This window comes from Massilia sp. PAMC28688, assembly GCF_019443445.1.
GTDB lineage: Bacteria > Pseudomonadota > Gammaproteobacteria > Burkholderiales > Burkholderiaceae_D > Telluria_A.
In genome coordinates, this window is the sequence record NZ_CP080378.1 from 4967075 (window position 1) to 4992373 (window position 25299).

A 25299-nucleotide genomic window follows, 5' to 3' on the forward strand; every position below is an offset into this window, starting at 1 on the left:
CGCTCAGGCGATGCCCAGGCGCGCCTTCAAATCATTGTTTTCCTGGGTAAGCGCGTCGACCTTGTCGCGCAGGACGGCTACCTGGGCGCGCAGCTCCGCTTCGGCGTCTTGCGGCACTTCCTTGGGCGGGCGGCTCGCCGCCTTTTGCTCGCGCACCTGGCGCGCCGCCTGCTGCAGTTCCTTGCGGCCGCCGGCCACCGCCGCGATCTGCACTTCTTCCGGCAGCGAAGCGACATTGGCAGCGGCGTTGATGGAGATGGTCCCGGCGCGCACCGCCTCCACCAGCTGCGGCGTGGCCGCTTTCTGGATCCGTTCGATCTGGCTGATGGTATTGCTCGACACGCGCGCGGCCTTGGCCACGTCTTCGCGGGTGTTCCATGGGGGCGGCTCGGGCAGCTGCTTTTCTTCTTCGGCCGCTGGCGATTCCGGTTCCGCGGCGCGCTGGGCCACGCGCGCGGTGACGATATCCTTTTTTCGCAGCGCCAGGACGCCGCGCTGATAATCGGACACGCTGCGGCGCGCCAGGTGGTTGTCGATCACCCACAGCATCACATCATCGAGCGAAGCGAAATTGCTGTTCTGAACCGTACGGAACTCGATGCCGTGCTTGGTGCAGATATCGTAGCGGTTGTGGCCATCGATCAGCACATCGCCCCACAGCACGAGCGCATCGCGGCAGCCTTCGGCCAGCAGGCTGCGCTCGAGGGCGGCGTATTCGTTATGAGTCAGGGGGTCGATGAAGGAACGCAGTTCCTCGTTGATGGTGATGTTCAATTCGTGTCCTTGTAAGTACTGCGGCGCCGCGCGCTGGCTGCGCCGCCACGAATGCTACACGATTGAACCATCCCGGGAAAGTGGCCGGACCGGCACGCGCCTGTGGTAAAATTCCGCGCGCTGCCCGGATGGTGAAACTGGTAGACACCCGAGACTTAAAATCTCGTGCTCGTAAGGGCGTGCCGGTTCGATTCCGGCTCCGGGCACCAGCGCTTGTACAGTAGAAGCCAACGCGGCAGACCAATCGACGCCGCGTGCCAGTGCGCGCCCCCCAGTTTTCACTACGACGTCCCGCAAGTTCCCCATGACGCGCATCCTGCCGCCTTCCAGTTTCCATAGCTCCCAGCTCCTGCGCTGCCTCGCTGACCTCGACCTGTTGCCAGGGACGGAGCCGGTGAGCGACTTTGCGCAAGGGCTGGGACAGTGGCTGCACTTTACGGACGCAATTGCACTGTCGTCGGTGCTTGATGCCGGCCTGGGCGCCATACCGTCACAGGGCCAGGCGCAGCTGGCAGAAACGGCTGCGCGCCTTGCCACTGAATTTGAACGCATCCAGTCGTTCATGACCGCATCGATCATCAAAAGTTGCTCCCCTGGCGGCGCCAAATCGCATATCAAATGGCCGCTTCCCATTGAGGGCGAGGTGTCGTACGTTCCGTACCGGCGGTTCTACGAAGCGCACCAGCGCGACATGGAACTGAGCGTCGAGCCGCTGCGCGTGAATCTGCGCGCCGCGCTGGCCCGGGCAACGCCAGGCTTGCGCAAGCTCGCTGAACTGGACGTGGTGATGGATAAATTCCTGCGCCCGCGCGAGGCCCAGCTGCTCGCCAGGGTGCCAATGCTGCTGCAAAAGCGCTTCGATGCCTTGTACGCCGCCCATTTGGATCATCTTTCTGTCAGCGGACAGCCCGACAGCCCGGCAGCATGGATGCAGCCCGACGGCTGGCTGGCGAGCTTCTGCCAGAACCTGCAAACCCTTCTGCTGGCCGAAGCAGACCTGCGCCTGCAACCGAGCGCCGGACTACTGGACGCCCTCCTTCAAAAACCATGAATAAACATCTGTTCAACCTTGCTTTCTTTATCGGTGCCGCCGCGGTTATCTGGGTCGGTATCGGTTTTCTGGACTCCAGCACCCTGGCAATGACCATGACGGCGCTGATCTTCCTGGTCTACCTCGGCGGGGCGGTCGAATTGCACCGCTTTCGCAAAGCCAGTGGCGGCCTGACTGCGGCGCTGGTGGCAGTTCCTGACGACATGACGGACTTGAATACATTCCTGGCAGGCGTCGACAACTCCTTGCAGCACCCCGTACGCCTGCGTATCGAGGGCGAGCGCGCCGCCCTTCCCGGCCCTGCGCTGACGCCTTACCTGGTTGGCCTGCTGGTCATGCTGGGCATGCTGGGCACCTTCCTCGGCATGGTGGTCACGCTCAAGGGCGCGGTATTCACCCTGGAAAAAACGGCCGATCTCGAAGCGATGCGCTCGGCGCTGGCGGTGCCCGTTCAGGGACTGGGCCTGGCGTTCGGCACATCGGTCGCCGGCGTAGCCGCATCGGCCATGCTGGGACTGATGTCGGCCCTTTGCCGGCGCGAGCGCATGCAGGCGGGCCAGCTCCTCGACGCCAGGACGGCGACGGTCTTGAACCGCTTCTCGCACACCCGCCAGCGAGATGAGACGTTCCGCGCACTGCAGACGCAATCTGCCGCGCTTCCACAAGTGGTCGACAAGCTGCAGGCGATGATGCAGCAGATGGAAGCGATGAGCGGCCAACTCAACCAGCGCTTACTCGACAACCAGGACCAATTCCACCGCAGTGCCAGCGAGACCTACACGGAACTTGCGCGCTCGTTCGACAGTTCAGTGCGCGAAACGCTGGCCATGAGCGCGCAGCTGAACCAGCGCCTGCTGGAGAACCAGGACCAATTCCATAGCGGTGCCAGCGAGACCTATGCGACACTGGCACGCTCGGTCGACAGCTCCTTGCGTGAAACCCTGGCACAGAGCGCCCATGCCGTGGGCGACAGCGTGCGGCCGGTGCTCGAAACGGCGATGCAGGCGATGGCTCAAGAAGCGCGCGCAATGCATGAGCGCACCGCCAGCAGCGTGCAGCAGCAGCTCGATGGCCTGGCCGAGCGCTTCAGCGACGCCACCGGGCGCGTGGCGGCAACCTGGGAAACCGCCCTGGACAAGCAGGAGCAGGCAAATCGGGGCCTGACCGCCGAGGTGGCGCACGCCCTGGAAGCATTTGGCGCGTCGTTCGAGCAGCGCGCCAGCACCCTGGTTGCCAACGTGGGTGACGCATACGTCCACATGCAGGCCGAACAAGCGGAGCGCGATCAGCAGCGTCAGCAAGCATGGACGGGTTCACTCGAATCGATGGCGGCTGCGCTGACTCGCTCATGGCAGGACAGCGGCGCGCAGGTGATGGAGCAGCAGCGCGATATCTGCGCCGCAGTCACGCACGCCGTGGGCGAACTGGCGGCCCAGGTACGGGCAGATGCCGACGCGTCGCTGGGCGATACGGCCCGCCTCCTGGCGACAGCCGAAGACCTGATGCGCTCGCGCATTGCCGCCGAAGCGCAATGGCTGGATCAGCATCGCGAGCGCATGGACCAGCTCACTGCCCTGCTGCAATCCGAACTGGGCGCGCTGCGCGATCAGGAAGCGGCGCGCGGCGACGCTGCCGTGGCGCGCATGGGCGAGCTGCAGTGCGCAGTCACCACCCATCTGTCCACGCTGGGCACGGCCCTGGAAGCACCTATCACCCGCCTGATCGACACCGCCGCCGAGGCGCCGCGCGCAGCCGCTGAAGTCATTGCCCAGCTGCGCCAGGAAATGTCGCACAGTGTGGCGCGCGACAATGCCCTGCTCGAAGAACGCAGCCGCATTCTGGAAACCCTCAACACGCTGCTCGACGATATCCAGCATGCCTCGCACGAACAGCGCGCGGTGATCGACGCGCTGGTGGCGTCGTCCTCAGCCAAGCTTGATGCGGCCAGCGAGACGTTCTCCGCCAACGTCGCCGGCGAAGCGGGCAAGCTGTCCGACATTGCCGCCCACGTGACCAGCAGCGCGGTCGATGTGGCAAGCCTGGCCGACGCATTTGGCGTGGCGGTGCAGTCGTTCAACGACGCGAATGAGAAGCTGGCCTCCAACCTGGAGCGCATTGAGATTGCGCTGGACAAGTCCATGACCCGCAGCGACGGGCAGCTGGCCTACTACGTCGCGCAGGCACGCGAAATCATCGATCTGTCCATGAGTTCCCAGAAGCAGATTGTGGACCAACTGCGTCACCTGCCGGCACTGCAGGCGGAAGAAAGCAATTGATGGACGAGCTGGATGCAAGCGAGCAGACGGCGCCCATCTGGGCCGTCTTTGGCGACCTGATGTCAGGCTTGCTGGGTGCCTTCGTGCTGGTGCTGGTGGCCGTGGTGGGCGTGCAGATGGAGCTGACGTCGAGCCTGCAGGAAGAAGTCAAGAAGCGCCACGCAGAAGAGCAGCGCCGCATGACGCTGGAAAAGGCGCTGGCGATTCCGCTGGCGAGTGGGCGCATCACCTTGAACAATGGCCGCATCGGCATCAGCGGCCAGGTGCTGTTTGCGCAAAATTCGGACCAGTTGCAACCCGACGGCCGCGAGCTGCTGAATAGCCTGGTGACGCCGCTGCGTGCCTATCTCGCCGCGCGCGATGAAATGCTGATGGTCAGTGGCTTCACCGACGACAAGGCGATCCGCAATGGGCCGTTTGCAGATAACTGGGAACTGTCGGCGCAGCGCGCGCTGACGGTGACGCGCACGCTGGTCGAGCAAGGGATGCCGTCGTCGATGGTGTTTGCCGCGGCATTCGGCGCCGAGCAGCCGGTCAAGCCCAACACGGATGACGCCGCGCGCGCGCTCAACCGACGGGTGGAGATGGCGCCTGTCCCAAAATCCGCCTCTGCCAAAGCGCCGGGCAATGACTGATCCTGCCCCACCGGTTATGGACGCTGCCGGCAGCGCCGCGCAGGAAGATATTGCTGCCCTGCTGGCAAACCTGAAGGATCAGGGTGGGCCACAATTCGATGGGCCGGGATGGCACTATCTCGACGTACTGTCACGGCGCGCGTCTCACCATCAGGGAAGCGCACGGGGTTTGCTGAAAGCGAAGCTTGCACAAGCGGCAGCGGCGTTTGCCCAGCGCTTCGCGCAGGCGCGCGCTGACGCACAGGAAGTGCTCGATGGTGCATGCCTGCGCTATCCGCACGCCGCTACCCAGCTACGCGGCCTGTACGCAAGCAGCGACTACAAGGGTCTGCGCCATCTTGTCGCGTCGCTCGGTGTGCGTGAGCAGGGCCTGGCTCTGGCCGGATTGGTGTCGCAACTTGAGCCTGCCCTCATCATGACGGCGGGACAAGGGCCGACAACAAGGATCAGCACCCGTGGGACGGCATCCTTGCCACCGGTTGAGCTCAAGACCGTGCGCGACGCGCGCGCCACGTGGGCCAGGCTGAGTGTCGACAGGCAGCTGTCAATGGCGATGCAACAGGCGCCGAAAAACGCTGGTCCCATCAACTCGCACATGCTGGTGTTGCGGGCCCTGGCAATGATGCAGTCAATCTCGCCGGACTACATGAACCGCATGGTTTCTTACGTGGACACCTTGCTTGCACTGGATCCGGGCGAAATTGAAGTGCCCGTCAAACGAAAGCGCGCGGCACCTGCCAAGGCGGGCAAGCCAGCGAGGGCGGCAAAGAAGTGATGCCATCAATTTGATCGGTGCCAAAAGACGGCGATACGCAACGCTGCACGTTTGACTGCGATATATTCGCCTTCTAATATGAAAGTATGCACCGATCCAGCGACAACGATATCAATGCGCAATCGGCGACTGCGGAGTCGCGTGTCGAGGCACGTCTGGTTTCGATAGAATCGAAAATGGATGTACGTTTTGCGGAGTTGAAAACCGACATTGAGCGGGTAAAGGCAGAAGTCGACCGCGGCAATGCCGATACAATCAAGTGGGTGGCCGGCATCGTCATCAGCGCCGTGGCGCTCGGCCTGACTGTCATGACGTTCGTACTAAACAACGCGGTGCCCCGCGCCACCACAGCGGCGCCTGCCCCTATTGTCATCACAATTCCATCGGCCGAGCCGGCAGCGGGTCGATAAGCAAGCGTCGAAGTGAAGGCTGGATGACGCTGGTCAGTGCGCGTTGTTGACGAGGCCCGAAACCCACTATCACCGTTGACCCAGTTGCGCAGCGTCTGGTCGCTCAGGCCAAGTTCCTTGGCCACCGCCGAATTGGTCTCCCCGGCAACAACCCGCTTGACGGCGGGCTCCCTGAACTCGGTGGTGAATGCCGGTTTTGGTATTTTCTTCATTTCAGTTTCTTCCAAAGTAACGTTATTTTACGTCACCTGTGGAAGACTAAATTTCAGGGGAAGCCCACATTCTTGGCGCGACAGACGTGGGCACTGGCACGTTACTCTTATTCAGCTAAGCTGTTGAACCCACCGATTAAGCACTCCCGCGAAATAGTCGGCAAGACGGTCTTCGACATGCGCCGCGTCCCAAACTGCAGCGCGCTCCAATCCAACTTCTTCACCAGCAATCGCAGGTACAATCTCGCCGGAGGCGGCGTTGTATATCGAAATCTCGCCCGTGATTGCGTCGCGCAGGAAGTACAGGCGCTCGCGCTGAAAAACGTGCTCAAGGTTCCGCCAATCCACAACTCGCCAGCGACCGCTTTTAACGGCACTGTTCATCACCGACAACGTGAAAGCGACTTTTGATTTATAAATCGCCTCGACTTCGAATGCCGCACCGGGCTTAGCAAGAAGGTCGTAGAAAGCCATTTCGGATCTGCTTATCACCCTACCAAAAGCGCGCGATCCATCACGCAACTCAATCTCCACTAGCTGACCAATTTTCATGCGCTGCGCGGCCATCTCAACACCACTGTTGAGATCTATGAGCCTGATTCCGGCTGTGGGCGGATGTCACGGCGTGTAGGAATTTCGACCCTCCGAATTGGGTGATTGAAGGGACAAATCGTGCTTTCAAGGCTTGCGCCCCGGCGTCTTGACTTCCACCAGATCAATTTCAAACAGTAGCGGCCACAGTTTGCCGGTGACGAACAAACGCTTGCCCTTGCTGTCATAGGCGATGCCGTTGAGCACGGCGTCGACCGGGGTGGATGCCTGGGCTGGCCCGCGCAGCAGGTTCTTGAGCACGATCCATCCCACCACCTTGCCATTGAGCGGATTGATCCGCGCAATGACATCAGTCCCCCACACGTTGGCATAAATTTCGCCGTCAACCCACTCCAGCTCATTCAAACGGTTGATGGGATTGCCGTCAGCGATCACTTCAAAGCGGCGCACCTCTTCCATCTTGTCGTTGAGAACGCGAATGTACGAGCTGCCATCGCTCATGTACAGCTGGGTGCCATTGCTGGTCAGGCCCCAGCCTTCGCCGCTGTAGGTGAAGCGCTTCTTTTCCTTGAAGGTCTTGCCGTCATATACCATGCCGACCTGCGAGGTCCAGGTCAGGCCGACGATGTCCCCGTTCACTTCCGCGATACCTTCACCGAAGTACTTCGACGCCAGGTCGTGTTGCTTGAGCACCCTGCCCGTGGTCAGCTCCACCTTGCGAATCGACGAGCGCCCGTTCATGCCGGTGCCTTCATACAGGAAACCGTCGCGATAGAACAAGCCTTGCGTAAACGCTTCCGGATCGTGGGGATACGTATTCTTGACCACGTAGGAATACACGGGAATGGCAGCCTGCACCGCAGGCGCTCCCAGCGACGTACACAGCAGCACAGACGCTGCAATTTTTCTCACATCACACTCCGGCAAAGTTATGCGAACGCTCGCATGATACTGGAATTGCAGCCAGGGGCGAAAATCCCATGCCCGCCACCATCGGCCACCACAGCCACTGTTCACGCCGTGCAACACATGCGCGACCTTTCATTCCTGCATGATGCAGCGCAAGCAATGGACGATGTCTCAGCGTACAGTCGTCGCAGGAGGATTCAATCATGGACGAGCTGGATTTTTTTGAAGAGCAGCAGGAGCTTGGGGTGAGCGCGGAGGAAACCATGCGCTTGCGGGTGGCGTTTGGCGACAATGTCGCGCAGCGTTACCTCGCCCTGCGCGGCGTGGTCGGCGAGCGCGCCCAGGAGGCGGTGCTGGAGCGCCACGCCAGCCGCCAGGCCGAACGCCTGGCGCGGGTGGTGATCGCGCAGGCGTGCAGCCAGCCGCAGACTTAAGCGGCTTTTCGGCGGCGCAGACCGGCCATCGCGGCCATGCCACCCAGCAGCGCCAGCGGCGCAGGCTCCGGCACCGGCGACGGCACGGTCGGCATAGTCCAGTGGATTCCATCCACCGGCACGTTTGCCAAGAAGCGCAGCAGCTCGCCTGACGCGCCGTGGCGCGTCCGCCCACCAGCCGGCGTTCACCATTGCCCAGGTCACCAAACCGTACCATCTGCGCTTCTGCGCCGGACATGCCGTACACACCCCCCAATGGTGTTGAATTCATAGAAGGCAACGACCTTGGTATCTTCATCCTGGATGAAGTATCCGTCCACGCCATCGCCATCGTTGAAGCTTCCCGAAAAATCGTATTGCACATACCCCGCTGACGCACTCAGCGAGAGCGTGGCTGCGGCAGGGAACATCGCCAATGTTGCCCTGAACATGTGGACCCCGGTTTTCATGTGGGAACCGGGTTCTTAAGCCTGGCCGACAACCCAGCGTGGCACATCACGCGCGCTGGGCCAGGGGCGCCGCCATGTCCGCTGGCCTTACTGTGGCAAGCACTGCCGTGAGCTCGGTGGTCTTGGCCGGCTTGGCGAAGTAAAAATCGAAGCCGGCGGACACCGACGTTTCACGCGAATACTTGTTACCGTAGCCGGTCAGGGCAATCAGGGTGGCCGCCGCCGTGGTGGGCGCTGCCCGCAAGCGGCGCGCCAGTTCATAGCCATCCATGCCCGGCAAGCCAATATCGAGCACGCATACGTCGGGGCAAAATTCGGCCGCGCGCTCCAGTGCATGCAGCGGATCGTGCTCGACCGCGACGGTATGGCCTTCCAGTTCCAGCAGCATTGCCAGCGCATGGGCGGCATCCTGGTTGTCGTCCACCACCAGGATGCGCAGCAGGGCGCCGGGCTCGCGCCGCGCGTGGGCGTCGCCCGCCGCCGGATTTTCCTGTTGCTGGTGGCGCTGCAGATAGACGGAAAACGTGGCGCCCTCGCCCGGCCCTTCGCTGGCCACGGTGACATGCCCGCCGTGCAGCAGTACCAGGCTGCGCACCAGCGCCAGCCCCAGGCCCAGGCCGCCCTGGGCCCGGTCCGACGACCGCTTTTCCTGAGTAAAGAGTTCAAAAATATGGGGCATCAGCTCGGCATCGACGCCGATGCCATTGTCGCTCACATGCATCTCGACCATGCCGGCGTAGCGGCTCACGGTCAGGGCAATCTTGCCGCCCGGCGGCGTGTATTTGGCCGCATTGTGCAGCAGGTTGGTCAGCACCTGCACCAGGCGCTTGCGGTCGCCCAGCACCAGTACTTCGCCTTCAGGCGGCGCGCTGACGCGCAGCGAGTGCTGGCGCTCGTTCATCAACGGCTGGGTTTGCTCCAGCGATTCGACAACCACCTGGTGCATGTCCACCACCTGCTTGTCCAGGGTAACCAGGCCGGTATTTACGCGCGACACGTCAAGTAGATCGTTGATGAGGCTGGTCATGTGGTTGACCTGGCGTTCGATGATGACGCTCGACTGCTTCACGCGCGCCACATTGTCAGGCGCCATGCCCAGCAGGTGGGCCGCGGACCGGATGGGCGCCAGGGGATTGCGCAATTCGTGCGACAGCATGGCCAGGAACTCGTCCTTGTGACGGCTGACTTCACGCAGTGATTCTTCGGCCCGCTTGCGGGCGCTGACATCGATCGACACCCCGCGGATACAGGTCGCGCCACCATCGGCACCACAGACGACCGTCGCGCGCACCTGCAGCCACACCAGCTGGCCATTGTCCGGACGGCGCAGGCGGACCACGTCGCCATAGGTGCCGCCAGTGGCCAGGGCAGCCAGGCGTTCCTGCTCCAGCCGCGCCAGGTCTTCCGGCTCCATGGCGTTCCACACGGCGGCCATGTCGCTCCAGGTGGCACCGAACAGTTCCGGTGCATTGTCGGAAAAATCGACCTTGTTGGTGACCAGGTCCCAGTCCCATACCACCATGCCGGCCGCCTTCATGCCCTGGCGCAGGCGCAGTTCGCTGCGCTGCATGGCCTGGCGCGCCAGCGAGCGCTCGGTGGTGTCGTAGCCCTGCACGAAAATGCCGTCCACCCTGCCGCCCAGAAAGATGGGCTGGTAGACAAAGTCCAGATACGCCTGGTGCGGGCGGCCGTCGGCGCCCGGCAGGGTAATCTGCTGATCGGTGGCCTTGAACGGCTGGCCGGAGGCATATACCTGGTCGAGCAGCTCATAAACACCCTGACCGGCGATGTCCGGCACGGCAGCGCGCACCGGCTTGCCGACCAGTTCGCGATGGCCCACCAGCGCCTGGTAAGCGGCGTTGGCGAACTCAAACACGTGTTGCGGCCCGCGGAGGATTGCCATGAAGCCGTGCGCCTGGTCGAACAGGGCCCGCAGCCGCTCGCCTTCTGCCTCGCGCTGCGCGTGCAATGCCTGCTCGGCCTCGATCCGTTGCCGCGTTTCTATCGATTCCTGCAGCTGGGCCTGCTCACGCTGGCGGATCTGGTCCACCAGCGCGCGGTTCATGTCCTCCAGCTCGGCCCTGGCGCGCTGCTGGGCCGTCACGTCGGTACACAGCACCAGCACGCCCTGTACCCCGGCCTCGTCCTCGATGGGACTGTAGCCATAGGTCCACCAGACATCTTCGCGCTGGCCATGGCGGGTAACGGGCACCAGCTGGTTTTCGTTCCAGGTGGGGCCGCCGCCGGACATGACCTTGTGAATCTGCGGTCCGATGATGGGCCAGATCTCTTCCCAGCATGCGCGGCCCGGCTGGCCCAGGGCCGCGGGGTGGCGCTCCGGCCCCATGGTCGCGCGATAGGCGTCGTTGTAGAACTGGATCAGGTCCGCCCCCCACCACAGGAACATGGGATGGCGCGACGACAAGATGAGCCGCACGGTGCTTTTAAGCAGCGCTGGCCACTGCGCCACCGGGCCGAGCGGCGTTGCTGTCCAGTCCTTGGCACGCATCAGGGCACCAAGTTCACCACCGTTGGACAGAAAATTGAAATTCGCTTGCATGAAGAACCTGGACGAGATAAACGACGATAACGAGCTGGGCGAGCGAGCCACTCCGGTACGGCGCGGGCCGCACTCAGAATATTAACATTGGCGTTTGCACAAAGGCAGCGTTATCGGCATCCGGCCAGGGCGGGAGTGGCAAATCTGCATTAGCGCGACAGATCCCTCCCGGCACTGGCCCCGCCCACCGGCCGGCGCGGCACGAAGGGGGTGCGCGCCGATGGCACCTCGGTAAAGGCCAGGTAGGTCGCCAGGCAAAAGGTGGACCAGCCCTTGCCGACCGGGCGCGCCGTACGTCCACGCAGGGTGGGAACGTAGGGGCGCTTGCTCAATGCCGGCAGCGGCGGCTCGGGGGCCAGCGCGGGCGGCTCCAGGGGCAGGCCCCTCGCATCGGCCAAAAATCCCAGCACATTGTTTTCCACGTCGTAGAAAACGCCGTCCTCGAACCAGCCGATGTGATCGCCCTTGAGCGAGAACACCGACAGCCCGAACACCCAGCCAACCGTGTTGCCTGCCAGGTTGCGGATACAGAATTCGTCCAGAATCGCACCGGCACAGCCAATTTCGTCATATACCCAAGTAGCCAAGTTACCCCCTCCGACGCCTACGTCAAAATGATGAGCAAATTTTAACTTGTAACATTTGTAACCGGGCGCACGGTTGAGTTCGCCCTGCTGCCTGCAGGCGACCGCACGCTTCCCCTTGCATCAGTATCACTGCTTTATGACCGCTCAGGGCTGAAAAAGTGCGCCCTGTCGCAAAGATGCTACCGGCGCCCCCCCGATCGTTAAAATAGTTTCACTTACTCATTAATTCATCCACCCAGAAGGACATGACATGCGCACTCCCCTCCTTATCGCCCTCATGCTGACCAGCACCATGACCATTGCCGCCGAACAGACGCGCAACGTCGCGCCGTTTTCCGCCATCGAAGTGCGGGGACCTGTGGACATGGTGGTCCAGGTAGGCAAGCCGCAGTCGATCCAGCTCAAAGGTGAGGACAAATTTCTCGCGCGCCTGCAAACCACCGTGGTCAACGGCAAGCTGATCATTTCTTTCCCCAAGAACGAGGAAAACATCAAGGGCGACAACAAGATCCTGCTGGCCATGCCCGCCTTGACGGCCTTTCACCTGGAAGGTGCCGGCTCGGCCGAGCTGAACAATATCCAGGGCAACAGCGTCGATCTCGGCTTCCAGGGCGCTGGACGCCTGGTCGCCAACGGCAAGGTCGGGCAGCTCAAGCTGGTGGCGCAAGGCGTGGGCGATGTCAACACCAAGGCCCTGCTGGCCAGGCAGGCCACTGTGCGTTTCGAAGGAATTGGTGCTGTGAAAGTGCATGCCAGCGAACGGCTTGATGCCAATGTGCAAGGCATGGGTTCGCTCAACTACTACGGCAATCCGCGCGTTGTGAACAAGCAGGTGGAGGGTATTGGCACGGTCAAGGCCGGCAACTGATGTCCCTGCAGGCGGGTCCCGCCATGGGACCCGCGCGCCGGGCTTACTCGGGAACGATGCGCATCAGGCGCCCGTTCGCTTCGTCCGTGATCAGGTACAGGTGACCGTCCGGCCCCTGGCGCACATCGCGCACGCGCTGGCCAATGGCCAGGCGTTCCTGGGTGAGGACATTGCCACCCTTGTCGAGTGCGATACGGCGCACGTCCATGCTGGCCAGGCCGCCACTGAACAGGCTGCCGCGCCACTGCGGGAAGTGTGAGCCGGTGTAATACGCCAGGCCCGAGGCGCCCGGAGATGGCACCCACGCAATTTTAGGCGCGGTCATGCCCGGCACTTCCGGCTTGCCGATCGGCTCGGCCGTGCGATAGTCGGCCCCAAAGCTTTGTAGCGGCCAGCCGTAATTTTGACCGCCCTGCACCAGATTGAGTTCATCGCCACCACGCGGACCATGTTCGGTGGCCCAGATGCGGCCCGCTGCATCGCGCACCATGCCCTGGATGTTGCGGTGGCCGTAGCTGAAGATTTCCGGCAAGGCACCGGGGCGCGCGGCCAGCGGATTGGCCGCCGCAGGTTTGCCCGTATCGGTCAGGCGCAGGATGGAACCCTGGTGGCTGCCCAGGTTCTGGGCCTGGTCACGTGCCAGCATGCCGCCGATCTGGCGCGGCGGATTGCCGCCATCGCCAATACTCATCAACAGCGTATTGTCAGGCATGAACAGCAGGCGCGAGCCGAAATGCTCGGTCCCGCTCTTGTCAGGCTGGACCTGGAACAGCGTCTTGATGCTGTGGAGTTTTTTGCCGTCAAAGATGCCCTGCACCAGCGTGGTCCGGTTGGCGTTGGCAGTACCGGTGGACAGGGTCATGTAGACGCGCACATTGCGCTTGTCGGCCGGATGGACGGCGATGTCGAGCAGACCACCCTGCCCGCTGGCAAACACGGAAGGCAATCCTTCCATCGGGACTGCCGAAAATTTCTTGCCAGACAGCAGATGCAGGGTGCCGCTCTTGGAAGTGACCAGCAGGCGACCGTCCGGCAGCCAGGCCATGCCCCACGGATGGTTGACGCCGTCCGCGATGGGGACCGCACGCCAGCCCTTGGCCGCCGGCGGCGCATCGCTAGGTTGCAGTGCGGCGCTCGCTGGCGCGATGAGGAGGCTGGCAAGGCAGGCGGCTACGGTGGTGCGCAACATGGTCTTCTCCGAAGAAATGATGGACAAGCTGGCATGCTACCGGATTCAAAGGCGACAAGCGAGCGCCGCCCATTCCCGCGTGCGCGTATTGACCGCGCCGCCTGGCCCGTTCAGTGCTGGTAGGCGCCGATGTCGAACCCGGTCCCGTGGTTGCGCGGCTGGTCGGCAAAGTCGTAGTGCAGCGCGTGCATGTCGCTGCCGCGCCCGACGGCAGGCGAACTGACCGATGGCTTCAGGTTGGGCACCCCGGACCGGCTATAGGCATGCAGCAAAGGATCGGACGTGACCGTACCGCTGTGCCCGAGCCCATTATTGAGTTTCCAGTTGTAGCTGCTGTTGGCATACACGAGGTTGTTGCGGTAGCTGTTGTTGCGCCCCGTTCTGCCCTGCTCGGAAATGCCCATCCGATTGTCGAACACAATATTGCTGACCACCTGGATGCGGTCGGCAGGACCGGAGGTGTGATAGTAGTCGCCGCCCCCGACGATGATGCCGGTATTGGAGGCGGCCACGGTATTGTTGGCGATGATCACATCACGCGCATCGTGCCACAAGTGAATGGCGCCCTCCGCCACGCGGTACACGACATTGTTCTGGATGCTGCCGGAGGTGCTCAAGTAGATGCCCTGCACATAGCGGCAGCCGGCAGGGCCGATATCGTGCACCAGGTTGCCAATGACGTTGGACTGGATACCCTTGAAGTAGCTGTCCACCCCGATGGCCGAACCGCCGCCGCTCGTGCACTTGCTCTTGTCGGCAATATGATGGACCCAGTTGCCGCGGATATTGTCGTACGAGCCGCCGTTATAGATGCCCACGGTCCAGCGCTTGCCGCTGCGGGGCGCGGAACCGTCCACATGAAAGCCGACAATGTCGACATAATTGCCCCGGTTGTCCCAGCCATGCTTGGCGTTCGACTTGGCCGGCGGCACGATCACGGCGCCCCAGCGCGTAGTGGAGACATAGTAAATGCGCCCGCCCGCATGGCCACTGGCCGTGGTCTTGAAGCTGCCATCGTAGGTGCCGGGAGCAACGAACACGGTGGTGTCGGGCTGGGCCTTGCGTGCGGCTTGCGCAATCGAGCGCAGGGGCGCCGCCGACGTGCCGGGATTGCCGTCGCTGCCCCCAGGGGCCACGTACAGGTGGTGGCGCGTTGCAGGCACGGCAGTTGTGGCACGCGCGCCCATGCCAGGCCCGCCGGTGCGGGCGGCTGCGCCATAGCCGCGCAGGGTAAAGTCGGCGGGAGTGGCCTGCCCATGGCGGGCAGCCGCCGCTTGCTGCGCCGCATGAAGGCTGTCCGGGCCAGCCAGCAGCAAGAGCGCGCTGCCGGCGAGTACGAGTTTCAAAGAATTTTCCGCGTTAAAACTGAGTCGCTTCTGCATTAAAGGTTCCCTTCTTTCTGAGGTAAATGAGAAGGGTTTGAGGCAGATCAACTGCGATGGTTCAACGTTTAGCGGAGAAAATTTCTAGCAAGTATCAGACCTATACTGCTCATTTCGGCTTAGAAATCAAACACTTGCATGCAACTTGTGGTGCGCCGCACTGTCCTATGGGGGAGCCAGATGAATCGGAGAGTGACGGATGAGAGATTACAAGGACTTGAAATCAGCATTACACGAAGGCGAACATTACGCAGGTCTGATCCTTGGCAAGGAAGGCCGGCCTGACTATCACCTGGTGCTGTTGCCGGGTGAGGCCCAGGAGGTGTCGTGGTGGGCGGCATGCGAATGGGCACGCGGCACGGGCGGGGAGCTGCCATCGCGCCGCGAACTGGCGCTGCTGTACGCCAACCTGCGCGAGCAATTCGAGCGCCTGTGGTACTGGTCCAGCGAACCGCAGGAACCGCGGGCGCACCTGGTATGGGGCCAAAATTTCACCAGCGGCATCCAGACCATGTATGGCCGCCCTTTCCGCGGACGGGCGCGGGCAGTGCGCCGTCTTGCGGTCGACTAGTGCGCTGGTGCGGCGCCGGTGTGTGTCCCACCGTACAGAGCAAAGCGCGCTGCTCAGGTATTGTCGGGGCTAACTACTTCACGTAGCGCCGTAATAACAACAACAGTCATCACCATAGAGGAATAACATGAGTAACATGATCGTCAGCCTCATCATCTACCTGGTCGTGTTTGGCCTGATCTGGTGGCTTGTCACCCTGCTGCCGCTGCCCGCACCGGTGGCGCAGATTGTCCGCGTCCTGTTTGTCATCCTGCTGATCCTGATCGTGCTGGCCGTCTTTGGCATCATCCCCAACAGCTATCTGCCACGACTCAATATGTAGTGCCTGTCAGCCGGCACTGACTGCGGGGCGCAAGGGTTATACCCTGGCGCCCCGTTTTTACAAAGACCGCCCCTTTCCACCCGCACGGGCCGCCAGCGCTATAATCGGCACATCGATCCCTTGGCGGCCAATTATGCACGCACAGCACGCACAGCAAGCACAGATCCAGGCATTTTTCGACCAGGCCACCGCTACCGTGACCTACGTCGTCCACCAGGGCCGGGGCAGTGCCTGCGCCATCATCGATCCGGTCCTTGACTATGAGGCCGCATCGGGCCGCACTGCCACCGTGTCGGCCGATCGCGTGATCGCTTATGTCCGCGAACACGGCCTGCGGCTGGACTGGCTGCTGGAAACCCATGCCCATGCAGACCACCTCTCAGGGGCCCCTTACATTGCCTCGCGCCTGGGCGGGCGCACCGGCATTGGCGAAGCCATAGGCAAGGTGCGCAAGTCGTTTTCCGCCGTGTTCCCGCACCACGGCAGCCTGGGCGAATTCGACCATTTGTTCGCGCCCGACGAGCAGTTCGCCATTGGCGGCCTGACGGCGCGCGCCATTCACGTACCAGGGCACACGCCTGCCGACATGGCCTTTCACATCGGCGACGCGGTCTTTGTGGGCGACACCTTGTTCATGCCGGACGTGGGCACCGCGCGCTGCGACTTCCCCGGCGGCGACGCGGCCGCGCTATACCAGTCGGTGCGGCGCATCCTGGAACTGCCGGCCGACACGCGCCTGTTCATGTGCCATGACTACCCGCCGGCCGGACGCGGGCCGGCCTGGGAGAGCACCGTGGCGGCCCAGCGCGCGCACAATATCCATCTCCGCGACGGGATCAGCCAGGACGACTTTGTGGCCATGCGCACCAGGCGCGACGACACGCTCGCCATGCCGGCGCTGATTCTGCCGGCAATCCAGGTGAACCTGCATGCCGGCCGCCTGCCGCCGCCCGAGGGCAACGGCGTGCGCTATCTGAAAATTCCCCTCAACGCGCTGTAGCACTCGCCGCGCCGGCGGCCAGCGCGGGATCGGTCCAGCGGCCAATGGGCTGCTCCAGGTTGGCCAGGTACCACGTCAGCGATGACATCAGCGCCACGTGGCGCTTGAGGTTTTGCGGGTCCACCTTGTCCAGCGTATCGGCAGCCGTGTGATGGTAGTGAAAATAGTCGGAGCTGTCGATCAGGGGCGTAAAGCTTGGCACGCCGGCCAGCTCCAGGCCGCGCAGGTCGCCGGTGCTGAGCGCATCGGCGCGCTGCAGGGCACCGGCGCCGATGGGTTCGAGCACGGCCTGCAGGGGCGCGAACAGCTTGTTGGCCGGCTGCGGCGCGCTCGAACGCATGCCGAACGGCCGCCCGGCGCCGCCATCGCTTTCAATGGCCGCGAAGTGGCGCGCCACATGGTCCCGGTTCGCGTCCAGGTAGACCTGGGCGCCGCGGCCACCGTTTTCTTCATTGGCCCATGCGATAAAGCGAATGGTGCGGCGCGGACGGTAGTCGAGCCGTTTGAGCGTTTCGATCACCGCCATGCTGCTGGCAATGCCGGCCGCGTCGTCATTGGCACCGGTTGCCAGGTCCCACGAATCAAGATGGCCGGACACGATCACCACCTCCTCGGCCTTGTCGGTGCCGGGCCAGTCGGCAATCACATTGAAGCTGTCGGCGTCGGGCAGTATCTGTGGCGTGAGCGTGAGCTTCATGCTCAGCGGGCCGCGCGCGGCCAGGCGCGCCATGAGCAGCGCGTCTTCCACCGCCACGGAAGCGGCGGGAATGCGCGCGCCGTCCTGCAAGCCGCTCGCGCCGGTATGGGGCAGGCGGAAGTTGGCGCCGCCGGCGGAACTGACGAGCACCGCCGCCGCCCCCATCTCGGCCGCCATGCGGGTGCCGGCGCCGCGATAGCGCGTCACCTGCCCGTAGGCCTGGCCAGCCAGGCCGCGATCGGCCATATGCTGGTCAAACGGCACATTGAACAGGACAATGCGCCCTTTTACTTCGGCGGCGCGGGCCTTGAGTTCATCAAAATTGCGCACCACGATGACCGGCGCCGTCAATCCCGTGGCCGGGGTGGCGCCGGAGCCGCCCAGGGCGGTCAGCACCACCTTTTGCGTGATGCCTTCCGGGCGCCCGCGGTACTCCACCAGTTCGGCCGCTTCAGCCCCGCGCACCCAGTGCGGCACCTTCACCGGCTGCAGCGTCACCTTCGCGCCCAGCTTGCGCATGGCGTCGGCCACCTGCGCCACCGCCGCTGCCTCGCCGCGCGAACCCGACAGGCGCGGCCCGATCAGGTCCGTCATGTCGGCCAGGCGTTCATAGGCATACTCGCTTTTGAGCGCAGCATCACGGATCTTGACCAGCGCCGCCGGGTCATTGCCAGGCGACGCTGCAAGGGCATTGCCGGCCAGGGCGGCGGCGAGGATAGTGGCGAGTACAGTAAGCTGGGGCAAACGTGGCATGCGGCGAATCCTTGGTAGCTGTCGACAGGGACAACAAAGATAGCGCATTTGCCGTGATTTTGCTCGCCTTCAGGCCGCGACCAGCCTGACGCAGGTGATTTCCGACGGGGCCCCGAAGCGCTTGGGTGGCCCCCAGTATCCGGTGCCGCGGCTGGTGTACACCCACAGCTGGCTCAGGCGATTCAGGCCTGCGGTAAAGGGCTGCTGCAGCGGCACAAACAGGTTCCAGGGGAAGAACTGGCCGCCATGCGTGTGGCCCGACAGCTGCAGGTCGAACCCCGCGTCGGCCGCGGCAGGTGCGGTGCGCGGCTGGTGCGCCAGCAGGATGCGCGCGCTGACCGGCCGGCGCACGCCTGCCGCCGCCGCGCGCGGGTCGCTGCGATGGGACGGATCGAACATATGCGCCGTGAAATCGGTGACGCCGGCGATCATCAGGGCTTCGCCGTCACGCTCGCACACCACGTGTTCATTGAGCAGGACCGTGACCCCGAGGCGCCGCAGCTCGGCGATCCAGGCATGGGCGCCGGAATAGTATTCGTGATTGCCGGTGACGAAAAAGGTGCCGTCCGGTGCATCGAGCCGCGCCAGCGGTTCGGTATGCAGGCGCAGGCGCTGCACGCTGCCGTCGACCAGGTCACCCGTAATGGCGACGGCATCGGGCTTGAGGCCATTGACGCGCGTGACGATGGCGTTCAGGTAGCCGCGCTTGATGGTCGGCCCCACATGGATATCGGAGATCTGGGCGATCATGTAGCCCTGCAGCGCCAGGGGCAGACCGGCAATGGGCACCTCCACTTCCACCACGCGCGCCACCCGCCGCGCATTGACATAGCCGACCAGGGTGACGGCCAGTGCCAGCAGGGGCACCGCGGCGGCGGTCGCAAAATCGATGGCCGCGCCGCGCGCCCCGAGCAGGGTCGCGATGAGCAGTCCTGCGTCACGCAACACGGTCAGCACCAGAAGCGAGGAAAAGAATCCCATCGCCACCAGCCCCATCCAGGCCAGTTGGTCCGAACCGCGGTGCCTGCGCAGGCGCGAGCCCAGCAGGCCGGCAGGCACCAGCAGCGCCAGCACCGCCAGCAGGATCACGCCGGCGGCCAATCCCACCGGGCCCACGCCAAGCGCCGGCAACAGGCGCACGCCGATATACAAATGAAGCAGTGCGAGAAGTGACAGTACGGTAATCAGGAAGCGAACAGGCATGGCAGTCCAGTGCAGTGATGCGACCTTGCCTACATGGGGTGGCCGGCGGAGTCTGCAAGTGTGGCATACGCCGCGGCGGGGCGGCGCAGGCTTGTTACAGACTGCGCCATATTTGTAATATTCTGTTATCACTAATGAGATTCCTCGGGGGCGCGGCTATAGTTCACCCATGCCCCAGCGCTAAGTTGATCATTCCGATCTCGGTTGAGGCCAAAGGAAACGCCATGTTCAATACCAAATTCGTAGGTGCATTCATCATCGCCGCGACGGCCGTCTCCTCCTCGGCCATGGCCAGCGACCGCGGCGTCAATACCGCCGTTGGCGCCGTCGTGGGCGCAGCGGTTGGCCACAGCACCGGCTATCGCAATGGTGCGCTGGTCGGCGGCGTCATCGGCGCGGCAGTCGGCAACTCGATCAAGACAGACCGTCACCGTGACAACCGCCACGGTTATTACGACAACCGCTATCACGACAATCGCCATTACGACAACCGTCACTACGATAATCGCCACTACCGCGGCTATCGGGACAGCCGCTACCGCCAGGCGCCCGTGTATGTCCAGTCGCGCAGCTATTACGCGCCGGCGCCCGTCTACTACCACGCCGCGCCGCGCTACTACGAGCCGCGCGTGGTGTATGTACAAAAGCGTGGCCACCGTCACCATCGGGGCCATCACCGTGGCCATGGGCGCGGCCACGGTCACGGCCGCGGTCACTGGTAAGCCCACCGACTCCCCTTGAACCTGGCTTTATGCCAGGTTTTTTTTCGCCCCCCGCTATACCTGTGCGGCGGCAGCTGCCGTCGTCCACGGAGACAGGGATGCAGGCGCGCGATGTCATTACACTCAAGGCAGGCAGCTACCGGCTGGACGAGGTCCTGGCCAGGTCCGCGTACGGCGTCGTGTGGCGGGCCCACACGGGGAACGGAGAGGAGGTTGCCGTGAAATTCATCAACTGCGCATTGATGGAGCAGGCACCCGCGCCCCTGCGGGAACGCTGGGTCGACAGCGCCGCCAGGGAAATCGCCTTTCTCCGCTCGCTGCAACCGTGGGACGAACGCCACATCGTGCGCCTGCTCGACAGCGGCAATCATGCCGGCCTGCCGGTCATGGCGCTGGAACTGATGGCGACCGACCTTGCGCGTCAGCCGGCGGCCAACGCCAGCGCGGCGGACCTGGGACGCATCCTGCTCTGGATGGGCAGCGTCAACCAGGCACTGGCCAAGGTGCATCAGTACGGATGGCTTTACCTGGATCTCAAGCCTGCCAACGTCCTGCTCACCACCGACCAGCAGGCGCGCCTGGCCGATTTTGGCACCAGCCGCCTGCGCAGCGCAGGTGCGCCGCTCAGCTACAGCGGCACCGCGAGCTGGCAAGCCCCCGAGCAGTTTTTCCCGGCGCCCGATGGCAGCTATGCCACCGTCGCAGGCACCGACTACTTCGCGCTCGGCGCCCTGTTCTACTACCTCGTGACAGGCGGTGGCCAGCTGCGCTTTTGCCAGGACTGCGGTCAGGCCCACCGCGAACTGCAGCAAGGCGCATCGGCCGCCATCCTCGCGCGCAATGCCGGCCGCCTTCCCGCCACCTTGCAAGGCGATGAAGCGGCGCGGTTCGCCGCCGCCGTCGACCGCATGGGCGGCGCGGGCGGGAGCACGGCGCCCGCAGTATCGCGCCCTGCGCTCCGGCTATTGCAGGCGCTCCTCAACGCTTCACCGTCTGCCCGCCCGCGTCACGCACTGGACATCAGCCGCATGCTGGCAGACATTCGCGCGGCCATGTGCTGGACGCCGCCCCTGCCACCTGCCGGGCACCGTGCTGCCGCGTGGAGCCTGGCATGAGCCGGCGCCGCATGACGGCCATCGGGCTTGCCCTGCTCTGTCTTTTGCAGCTGCTGTGCCTTTGGCGCGCACCCGCCGTGTTTTATCCGGCCGCGGTCAGCGTGGCGCTCGCGCGCGGACAGTCCGTCACGCTGGGCCGCGCGGAGCTGGCTGCGCCGCAGGCGGCCGCTCGCCACCTGCGGCTGCGGCGCGACGCCGGGGGCAACTGGTGGGTTCGCAATATCAGCGCCGGCAGGCAAGTCACCCTCGTCCACGGGGACGTGGCGCGGCGCATGGGCAGTGCGCCGCTGCATGCCGGCCAGTGGTTCCAGATCGGGGCCAGCCGCTTTGTCGTCGGCACCGCAGATGATCGTGGCGTGGCGTTCACCGGCGCCGGCCACCGCTGGAATTACGATGGCGCCCTGCTGCGCCGCGATGGCAGCGCCCTGCCGGCCTGCCCCGGCACGGGTATCGCGAAACGCATCCTCGCCCTGTGGAACCGCGCCGCTCCGCATGCCCTGAGCCTTGCAGCGCCGCTTGCCTTTGGCGGCAATCTCCACTGCGGCAACCGGCTCGGCGTGCCGGCCCTGGCCGGAGGCAGCGCAGTGTTGGCACGCATCGATGGCCGCCTGCTGCTGTCCAACGCGGGCGGCAGCGAATCCCAAACGCCGCTGCTGCTGGCGGCCGGCAGCGAAGGCGCGGATCTGGCCCAGCGTGAAGAGCGGCTGCAGGGCGTAACCACCATGGTGGCGGGACGCACGCGGCTGTCCTTGTCGCTGGCAGGCGACAAGCTTGTGCTGCGCCCTCGCGGCCAGGTGGCCCTGTTCACGGAGCAGCAGGTGCGCCTGCCTGCGCAGGTGAGCTGGGAATGGCAGCGCCGTGGCATGTGGAGTGTGCCTGCAGGCGCGGCGTGGTGGCTGGTGTGCGCCTTGTGCATGCTGCTGGCGGCCGTGCATGCGCGTGCCTGGCTGCGCGGGTCCTGGCCCCACAGGCGCGGGGCATCTGCCATGCTGCCGCTGGCGGCAAGTGGCACCGCGCTGATTGCCGTCTTTGGCGTGGGTGCCCTGCTGCTGCAAAAATCCGGCGCCAGCGTGGGGGCCGGCATCTCGCTGCTGCTCTCCTGGGCCGCCCTGTGGAGTTTCTTGACCGTGGACCGCAAACCGGCGCTGGCCACTTGCGCTGCGGTGCTGCTGCTCGCAGCCGGCCTGCTGTCCCAGCTCGAACTGGGCCTGGGCGCGATGGAAGCATCGTGGCTGCGCCATTTCCAGAAGACCGTCGCCCTGCTGGCGATCGGCCTTGGCATGGGTGCCTGGCTTCGGCTCCGGCTTGCAGGCGCCGCCACACAGCCATCGCAAACAAGCCTTGAGTGGATCCTGGCCGCCCTGGCGGCAGCGGCCATCGGCGCGCTGGCCCTGCAGGTCATGTTCGGCAACGAGACGGGCGTGTTCGACCTGCAGCCGGTGGAATTTGCCAAGCTGGCGCTCGCTGCCCTGACCGCCCACTGCATTGCCATTGGCCTGGGCTGGCACCAGGCGCTGCCGCACCCGGCCAGTGCCCTGGTGCGCTGGCTGCGGCTGGCCGCGCCGGCCCTGCTCTTTGTCGCCCTGCTCGCAGTAGCGCTGCTGCAGGTGGATGATTATTCGCCGCTCCTGCTGCTGCTGGTGTGGGGCGCGGCCATGGCGCTGGCATGGTCGCTGGCCGCGCGCCACCTCCCGGTGGCCGGCGCCCTTGCCGTGGCCGCCGCTGCCGGCATTGCCGTCATCGTGTGGATGCGCATGAGCGCAGGCGACCCGATGGACCAGGATGGCCTTTATGGTGACCGCTTCGCCGTCTGGCTGGACCCGGCCCGCCACCCGCATACCGGCCAGCAGATGCTGCTGGCCGCGCGCGCCATCGCCGATGGCGCATGGTGGGGCGCCGGCAACTGGCTCGGCATCGGCGCGCTGGGCGACAGTGCAGGCGCGGCCCTGGCCATTCCCGCGGTCCAGGACGACTTCGCGCCCGCGTTTTTCATTCACCGCCATGGTCTCATTGGCGCCCTGGCCCTGTGGATGCTGCAGGCGCTGTTCGTGGCCGGACTGCTGCAGACGGCAGGCCGCGCCTACCAGGCCAGCCTGGCGGCGCGCGACTTCCGCCAGGCCTGGCTGTGGCGCTTTCGCTGCTTTGTACTGTGCGGCGGCGCCGCCTTTGTCGCGGGCCATCTGCTGCTGTCGTGGGGGACCAACCTGGCCATCTTCCCCATCATGGGCCAGCCCATGAGCTTTCTGTCGGCCGGTGGCAGCCACCTGCTGTTTTTCATCTGCCCCCTGCTAGCGTTCCATGCGGTCAGCGCGCAATCAATCGAGGAGAATTCATCATGCCGGTCTACGTCCAACACGAGGTCCTGGGGAAAGTCAACGACGTATTCAATGCCGAAAGCATCTGGCAGGCGCCCGGGCTGGCGCTGTTCTCGCGCCGCCCGCTTTTGCGCGACCTGCTGGAGCGCTCTCCGCGCGAGTTTCGCGGGCGCGAGGCGACGCGCTGCTTTTCGCATGTGACGCTGCTGCTGGCCCAGGAGGAACTCGATGACGACCGCCACCTGACCCGCGGTGCACGCGCAAAGGAGCTGACCCAGTCGCTCGCCGCGCTGCATCAAAAAGATTTTGGTGACCTGCTGGGCGCTGACGATGTGCGTTACCACGTGGTGGGCACCGAGGCGCTTGCACCGGGCGAGGTGGAGGTCAAGTTCGGACACGCGGTGTACCTGCCCACGCCGGGCGAACGGACGCTGTACCAGGTCAGCGCGTCGCGCGACGGCGAAGCATGGCAAGCGGTATGCCCGGTGTACCTGAACCAGCGCCTGGCACTGATCGGACAGGATGCCCACAGCGCCAGCTACGAGGTTCCCGGCTGGCCCTTCGGCGCGTCCGGCGCCGTCCTGCTGGTGAACGACGGGCCAGACGCGCCGATCGAAGTGCAGGTGCGGCCCAAAGGTGCCTTTAACTGCGCACCGGGGCCGGGCGGCGTCTACACCATTGCCCGGCCGGGCGCAGTGGACGCCGACGGCACGCCCCTGCAGCTGGAGATCAAGGTCGAGCGCCTCGTGCCAAAGCCGGCGGCTGCAGCGCCGCACAGCAACGTATGGAAGGCGCGCGCCCCGGTGCCGGTGAGCGACCTGACGGCGGTACCTGTCAGCCACCGTCCGGCGGCCCAGACCGACGCCACCTTTGCCCCGCTGGCGCAGCAGCGCGTGCGCCTGGTGGCGCTGGCGTTGCCGCGTCTGTCGCGCTATCGCGACACGGGCGCCGTTGGCCTGGACATCGGGTTCGATACCGGCCTGCAGCTGGCCGGCGAAGACAGCGAACGCGCCATTACCTTCTCGGTCGATGCAGCGGACCAGCTGTGCGTTTCCATGGATGGCGTGCGCCAGGTGGTCACGGCGCCCGCCACCTTCACACCGGCTGGCCGGGGCCAGGTGGTGGTCGCGGCGGTCGTCCCCGCGATGGCGGACCGTTACTGCGCCCTGCTGCAGCTGCCGCATGCGCCCGCGGCCGCGGTCACCGGCGGGGCCCGCCTGGTGTTTGGCCGCAGCACGCCGGTGCTGTCGGCCCTGCGGGTGCTGGACTCGCCGCGCTTTCTGCAGCATGCCGACGGCGTCGGCAGCGCCAGCGCCGACCGCATCGGCCTGTCGCGCAGCGCCTTCAGCTTCGAGGCGGGGGCCGGCGGCTACCTGATCGTGCGCGCCAGCACCAGCCAGGCCCTGTACCACCTTGACGACAAGCTGCACTTCGTTGCCCGGATCGACCACGCCGAGGCCGAACAGCCCTACCTGCTGCCCTTCGGCCATCATCTGGTGGCCGGTCACTATGTACTGCGTTTCGACGCTTGAGAGGCC

24 protein-coding genes, 1 tRNA gene and 2 pseudogenes are annotated in these 25299 nt (G+C 64.7%); 15 read left to right on the plus strand and 12 right to left on the minus strand.

Going from position 1 to position 25299, the window contains the following annotated elements; genetic code table 11:
* Positions 1-3: 3 nt before the first annotated feature.
* Positions 4-774, minus strand: a complete 771-nt coding sequence (locus tag KY495_RS22115; protein WP_219881430.1) for a hypothetical protein — start codon at positions 772-774, stop codon at positions 4-6.
* 122 nt (positions 775-896) lie between these two features.
* Between KY495_RS22115 and KY495_RS22120 the strand changes: the two genes are divergently transcribed.
* The 6 genes from KY495_RS22120 to KY495_RS24160 all read left to right on the plus strand — a co-directional run bounded on the left by KY495_RS22120 (position 897) and on the right by KY495_RS24160 (position 5921).
* Positions 897-983: transfer RNA gene (locus KY495_RS22120), tRNA-Leu, on the plus strand.
* Positions 984-1078: 95 nt separating this feature from the next.
* A complete protein-coding gene (locus KY495_RS22125; protein WP_219881431.1) occupies positions 1079-1825 on the plus strand; it encodes a DUF3348 domain-containing protein in 747 nt (248 codons plus the stop codon).
* Positions 1822-4101 carry a DUF802 domain-containing protein gene (locus KY495_RS22130; RefSeq protein WP_219881432.1) on the plus strand — a complete coding sequence of 760 codons (2280 nt, stop codon included), beginning with the start codon at positions 1822-1824 and terminating at the stop codon, positions 4099-4101. Before KY495_RS22125 ends, KY495_RS22130 begins: the two co-directional genes overlap by 4 nt.
* Positions 4101-4736: an OmpA family protein gene (locus tag KY495_RS22135; RefSeq protein ID WP_219881433.1), complete on the plus strand. Its 636-nt coding sequence runs from the start codon at positions 4101-4103 to the stop codon at positions 4734-4736. The genes KY495_RS22130 and KY495_RS22135 overlap by 1 nt, the downstream gene beginning before the upstream one ends.
* Positions 4729-5511, plus strand: a complete 783-nt coding sequence (locus KY495_RS22140) for a DUF2894 domain-containing protein (protein WP_219881434.1) — start codon at positions 4729-4731, stop codon at positions 5509-5511. The genes KY495_RS22135 and KY495_RS22140 overlap by 8 nt, the downstream gene beginning before the upstream one ends.
* A gap of 86 nt (positions 5512-5597) precedes the next feature.
* Positions 5598-5921 (plus strand): CCDC90 family protein, encoded by a 324-nt coding sequence (locus tag KY495_RS24160; RefSeq protein ID WP_229518415.1) that lies wholly within the window; start codon positions 5598-5600, stop codon positions 5919-5921.
* A 74-nt stretch (positions 5922-5995) separates the two neighbouring features.
* Here the strand turns inward: KY495_RS24160 and KY495_RS24425 are convergent.
* The 3 genes and pseudogenes from KY495_RS24425 to KY495_RS22155 form a co-directional block, all read right to left on the minus strand.
* Positions 5996-6133 (minus strand): annotated as a pseudogene (locus KY495_RS24425) (transposase); the annotation flags it as partial.
* 111 nt (positions 6134-6244) lie between these two features.
* Positions 6245-6700, minus strand: a complete 456-nt coding sequence (locus tag KY495_RS22150; protein WP_219881436.1) for an Imm26 family immunity protein — start codon at positions 6698-6700, stop codon at positions 6245-6247.
* A 111-nt stretch (positions 6701-6811) separates the two neighbouring features.
* On the minus strand, positions 6812-7597 hold the full coding sequence (locus KY495_RS22155; protein ID WP_229518416.1) for a glutaminyl-peptide cyclotransferase: 786 nt from the start codon (positions 7595-7597) through the stop codon (positions 6812-6814).
* A gap of 200 nt (positions 7598-7797) precedes the next feature.
* Between KY495_RS22155 and KY495_RS22160 the strand changes: the two genes are divergently transcribed.
* Positions 7798-8028 carry a hypothetical protein gene (locus KY495_RS22160; protein WP_219881437.1) on the plus strand — a complete coding sequence of 77 codons (231 nt, stop codon included), beginning with the start codon at positions 7798-7800 and terminating at the stop codon, positions 8026-8028.
* Here KY495_RS22160 and KY495_RS24430 read toward each other — a convergent pair.
* The 4 genes from KY495_RS24430 to KY495_RS22180 form a co-directional block, all read right to left on the minus strand.
* Positions 8025-8123: a PEP-CTERM sorting domain-containing protein gene (locus KY495_RS24430; protein ID WP_219881438.1), complete on the minus strand. Its 99-nt coding sequence runs from the start codon at positions 8121-8123 to the stop codon at positions 8025-8027. The two genes, KY495_RS22160 and KY495_RS24430, sit on opposite strands and share 4 nt — an antisense overlap.
* 105 nt (positions 8124-8228) lie before the next feature.
* Positions 8229-8477: a hypothetical protein gene (locus KY495_RS22170; RefSeq protein WP_219881439.1), complete on the minus strand. Its 249-nt coding sequence runs from the start codon at positions 8475-8477 to the stop codon at positions 8229-8231.
* Between the two features lie 46 nt (positions 8478-8523).
* Positions 8524-11037 (minus strand): ATP-binding protein, encoded by a 2514-nt coding sequence (locus KY495_RS22175; protein ID WP_219881440.1) that lies wholly within the window; start codon positions 11035-11037, stop codon positions 8524-8526.
* Between the two features lie 149 nt (positions 11038-11186).
* Positions 11187-11624, minus strand: coding sequence for a 4-fold beta flower protein (locus tag KY495_RS22180; protein WP_219881441.1), 438 nt, complete (start codon positions 11622-11624; stop codon positions 11187-11189).
* Between the two features lie 250 nt (positions 11625-11874).
* Between KY495_RS22180 and KY495_RS22185 the strand changes: the two genes are divergently transcribed.
* Complete coding sequence (locus tag KY495_RS22185) at positions 11875-12492, plus strand: head GIN domain-containing protein (protein ID WP_219881442.1); 618 nt, start codon at positions 11875-11877, stop codon at positions 12490-12492.
* A 43-nt stretch (positions 12493-12535) separates the two neighbouring features.
* On the opposite strand, the gene KY495_RS22190 is transcribed toward KY495_RS22185, so the two are convergent.
* A complete protein-coding gene (locus tag KY495_RS22190) occupies positions 12536-13681 on the minus strand; it encodes a PQQ-dependent sugar dehydrogenase (RefSeq protein ID WP_219881443.1) in 1146 nt (381 codons plus the stop codon).
* 110 nt (positions 13682-13791) lie between these two features.
* Complete coding sequence (locus tag KY495_RS22195) at positions 13792-15027, minus strand: DUF1565 domain-containing protein (RefSeq protein ID WP_229518417.1); 1236 nt, start codon at positions 15025-15027, stop codon at positions 13792-13794.
* A gap of 253 nt (positions 15028-15280) precedes the next feature.
* Between KY495_RS22195 and KY495_RS22200 the strand changes: the two genes are divergently transcribed.
* The 3 genes from KY495_RS22200 to KY495_RS22210 all read left to right on the plus strand — a co-directional run bounded on the left by KY495_RS22200 (position 15281) and on the right by KY495_RS22210 (position 16956).
* Positions 15281-15634 carry a DUF1566 domain-containing protein gene (locus KY495_RS22200; RefSeq protein ID WP_229518418.1) on the plus strand — a complete coding sequence of 118 codons (354 nt, stop codon included), beginning with the start codon at positions 15281-15283 and terminating at the stop codon, positions 15632-15634.
* A 127-nt stretch (positions 15635-15761) separates the two neighbouring features.
* A complete protein-coding gene (locus tag KY495_RS22205) occupies positions 15762-15956 on the plus strand; it encodes a Thivi_2564 family membrane protein (RefSeq protein ID WP_229518419.1) in 195 nt (64 codons plus the stop codon).
* A 133-nt stretch (positions 15957-16089) separates the two neighbouring features.
* Positions 16090-16956: an MBL fold metallo-hydrolase gene (locus KY495_RS22210; RefSeq protein WP_219881445.1), complete on the plus strand. Its 867-nt coding sequence runs from the start codon at positions 16090-16092 to the stop codon at positions 16954-16956.
* On the opposite strand, the gene KY495_RS22215 is transcribed toward KY495_RS22210, so the two are convergent.
* The gene (locus KY495_RS22215) at positions 16943-18406 is read right to left on the minus strand and encodes a M20/M25/M40 family metallo-hydrolase (RefSeq protein WP_219881446.1); all 1464 of its coding nucleotides are present in this window, start codon (positions 18404-18406) and stop codon (positions 16943-16945) included. The genes KY495_RS22210 and KY495_RS22215 overlap by 14 nt on opposite strands.
* 69 nt (positions 18407-18475) lie before the next feature.
* Entirely contained in the window at positions 18476-19609 is a 1134-nt protein-coding gene (locus tag KY495_RS22220; RefSeq protein ID WP_219881447.1) for a metallophosphoesterase, read from the minus strand.
* A gap of 224 nt (positions 19610-19833) precedes the next feature.
* Here KY495_RS22220 and KY495_RS22225 point away from each other — a divergent pair, with 224 nt between their 5' ends.
* From KY495_RS22225 to KY495_RS24170, 4 genes and pseudogenes are all read left to right on the plus strand, one after another.
* Complete coding sequence (locus KY495_RS22225) at positions 19834-20331, plus strand: glycine zipper domain-containing protein (RefSeq protein WP_219881448.1); 498 nt, start codon at positions 19834-19836, stop codon at positions 20329-20331.
* Between the two features lie 98 nt (positions 20332-20429).
* Positions 20430-21446 (plus strand): protein kinase, encoded by a 1017-nt coding sequence (locus KY495_RS22230; protein ID WP_219881449.1) that lies wholly within the window; start codon positions 20430-20432, stop codon positions 21444-21446.
* Positions 21447-22846: 1400 nt separating this feature from the next.
* A pseudogene (locus KY495_RS24165) lies at positions 22847-23713 on the plus strand (FtsW/RodA/SpoVE family cell cycle protein); the annotation flags it as partial.
* Positions 23714-23781: 68 nt separating this feature from the next.
* A complete protein-coding gene (locus KY495_RS24170) occupies positions 23782-25293 on the plus strand; it encodes a hypothetical protein (RefSeq protein WP_229518420.1) in 1512 nt (503 codons plus the stop codon).
* The last annotated feature ends 6 nt before the right edge of the window (positions 25294-25299 follow it).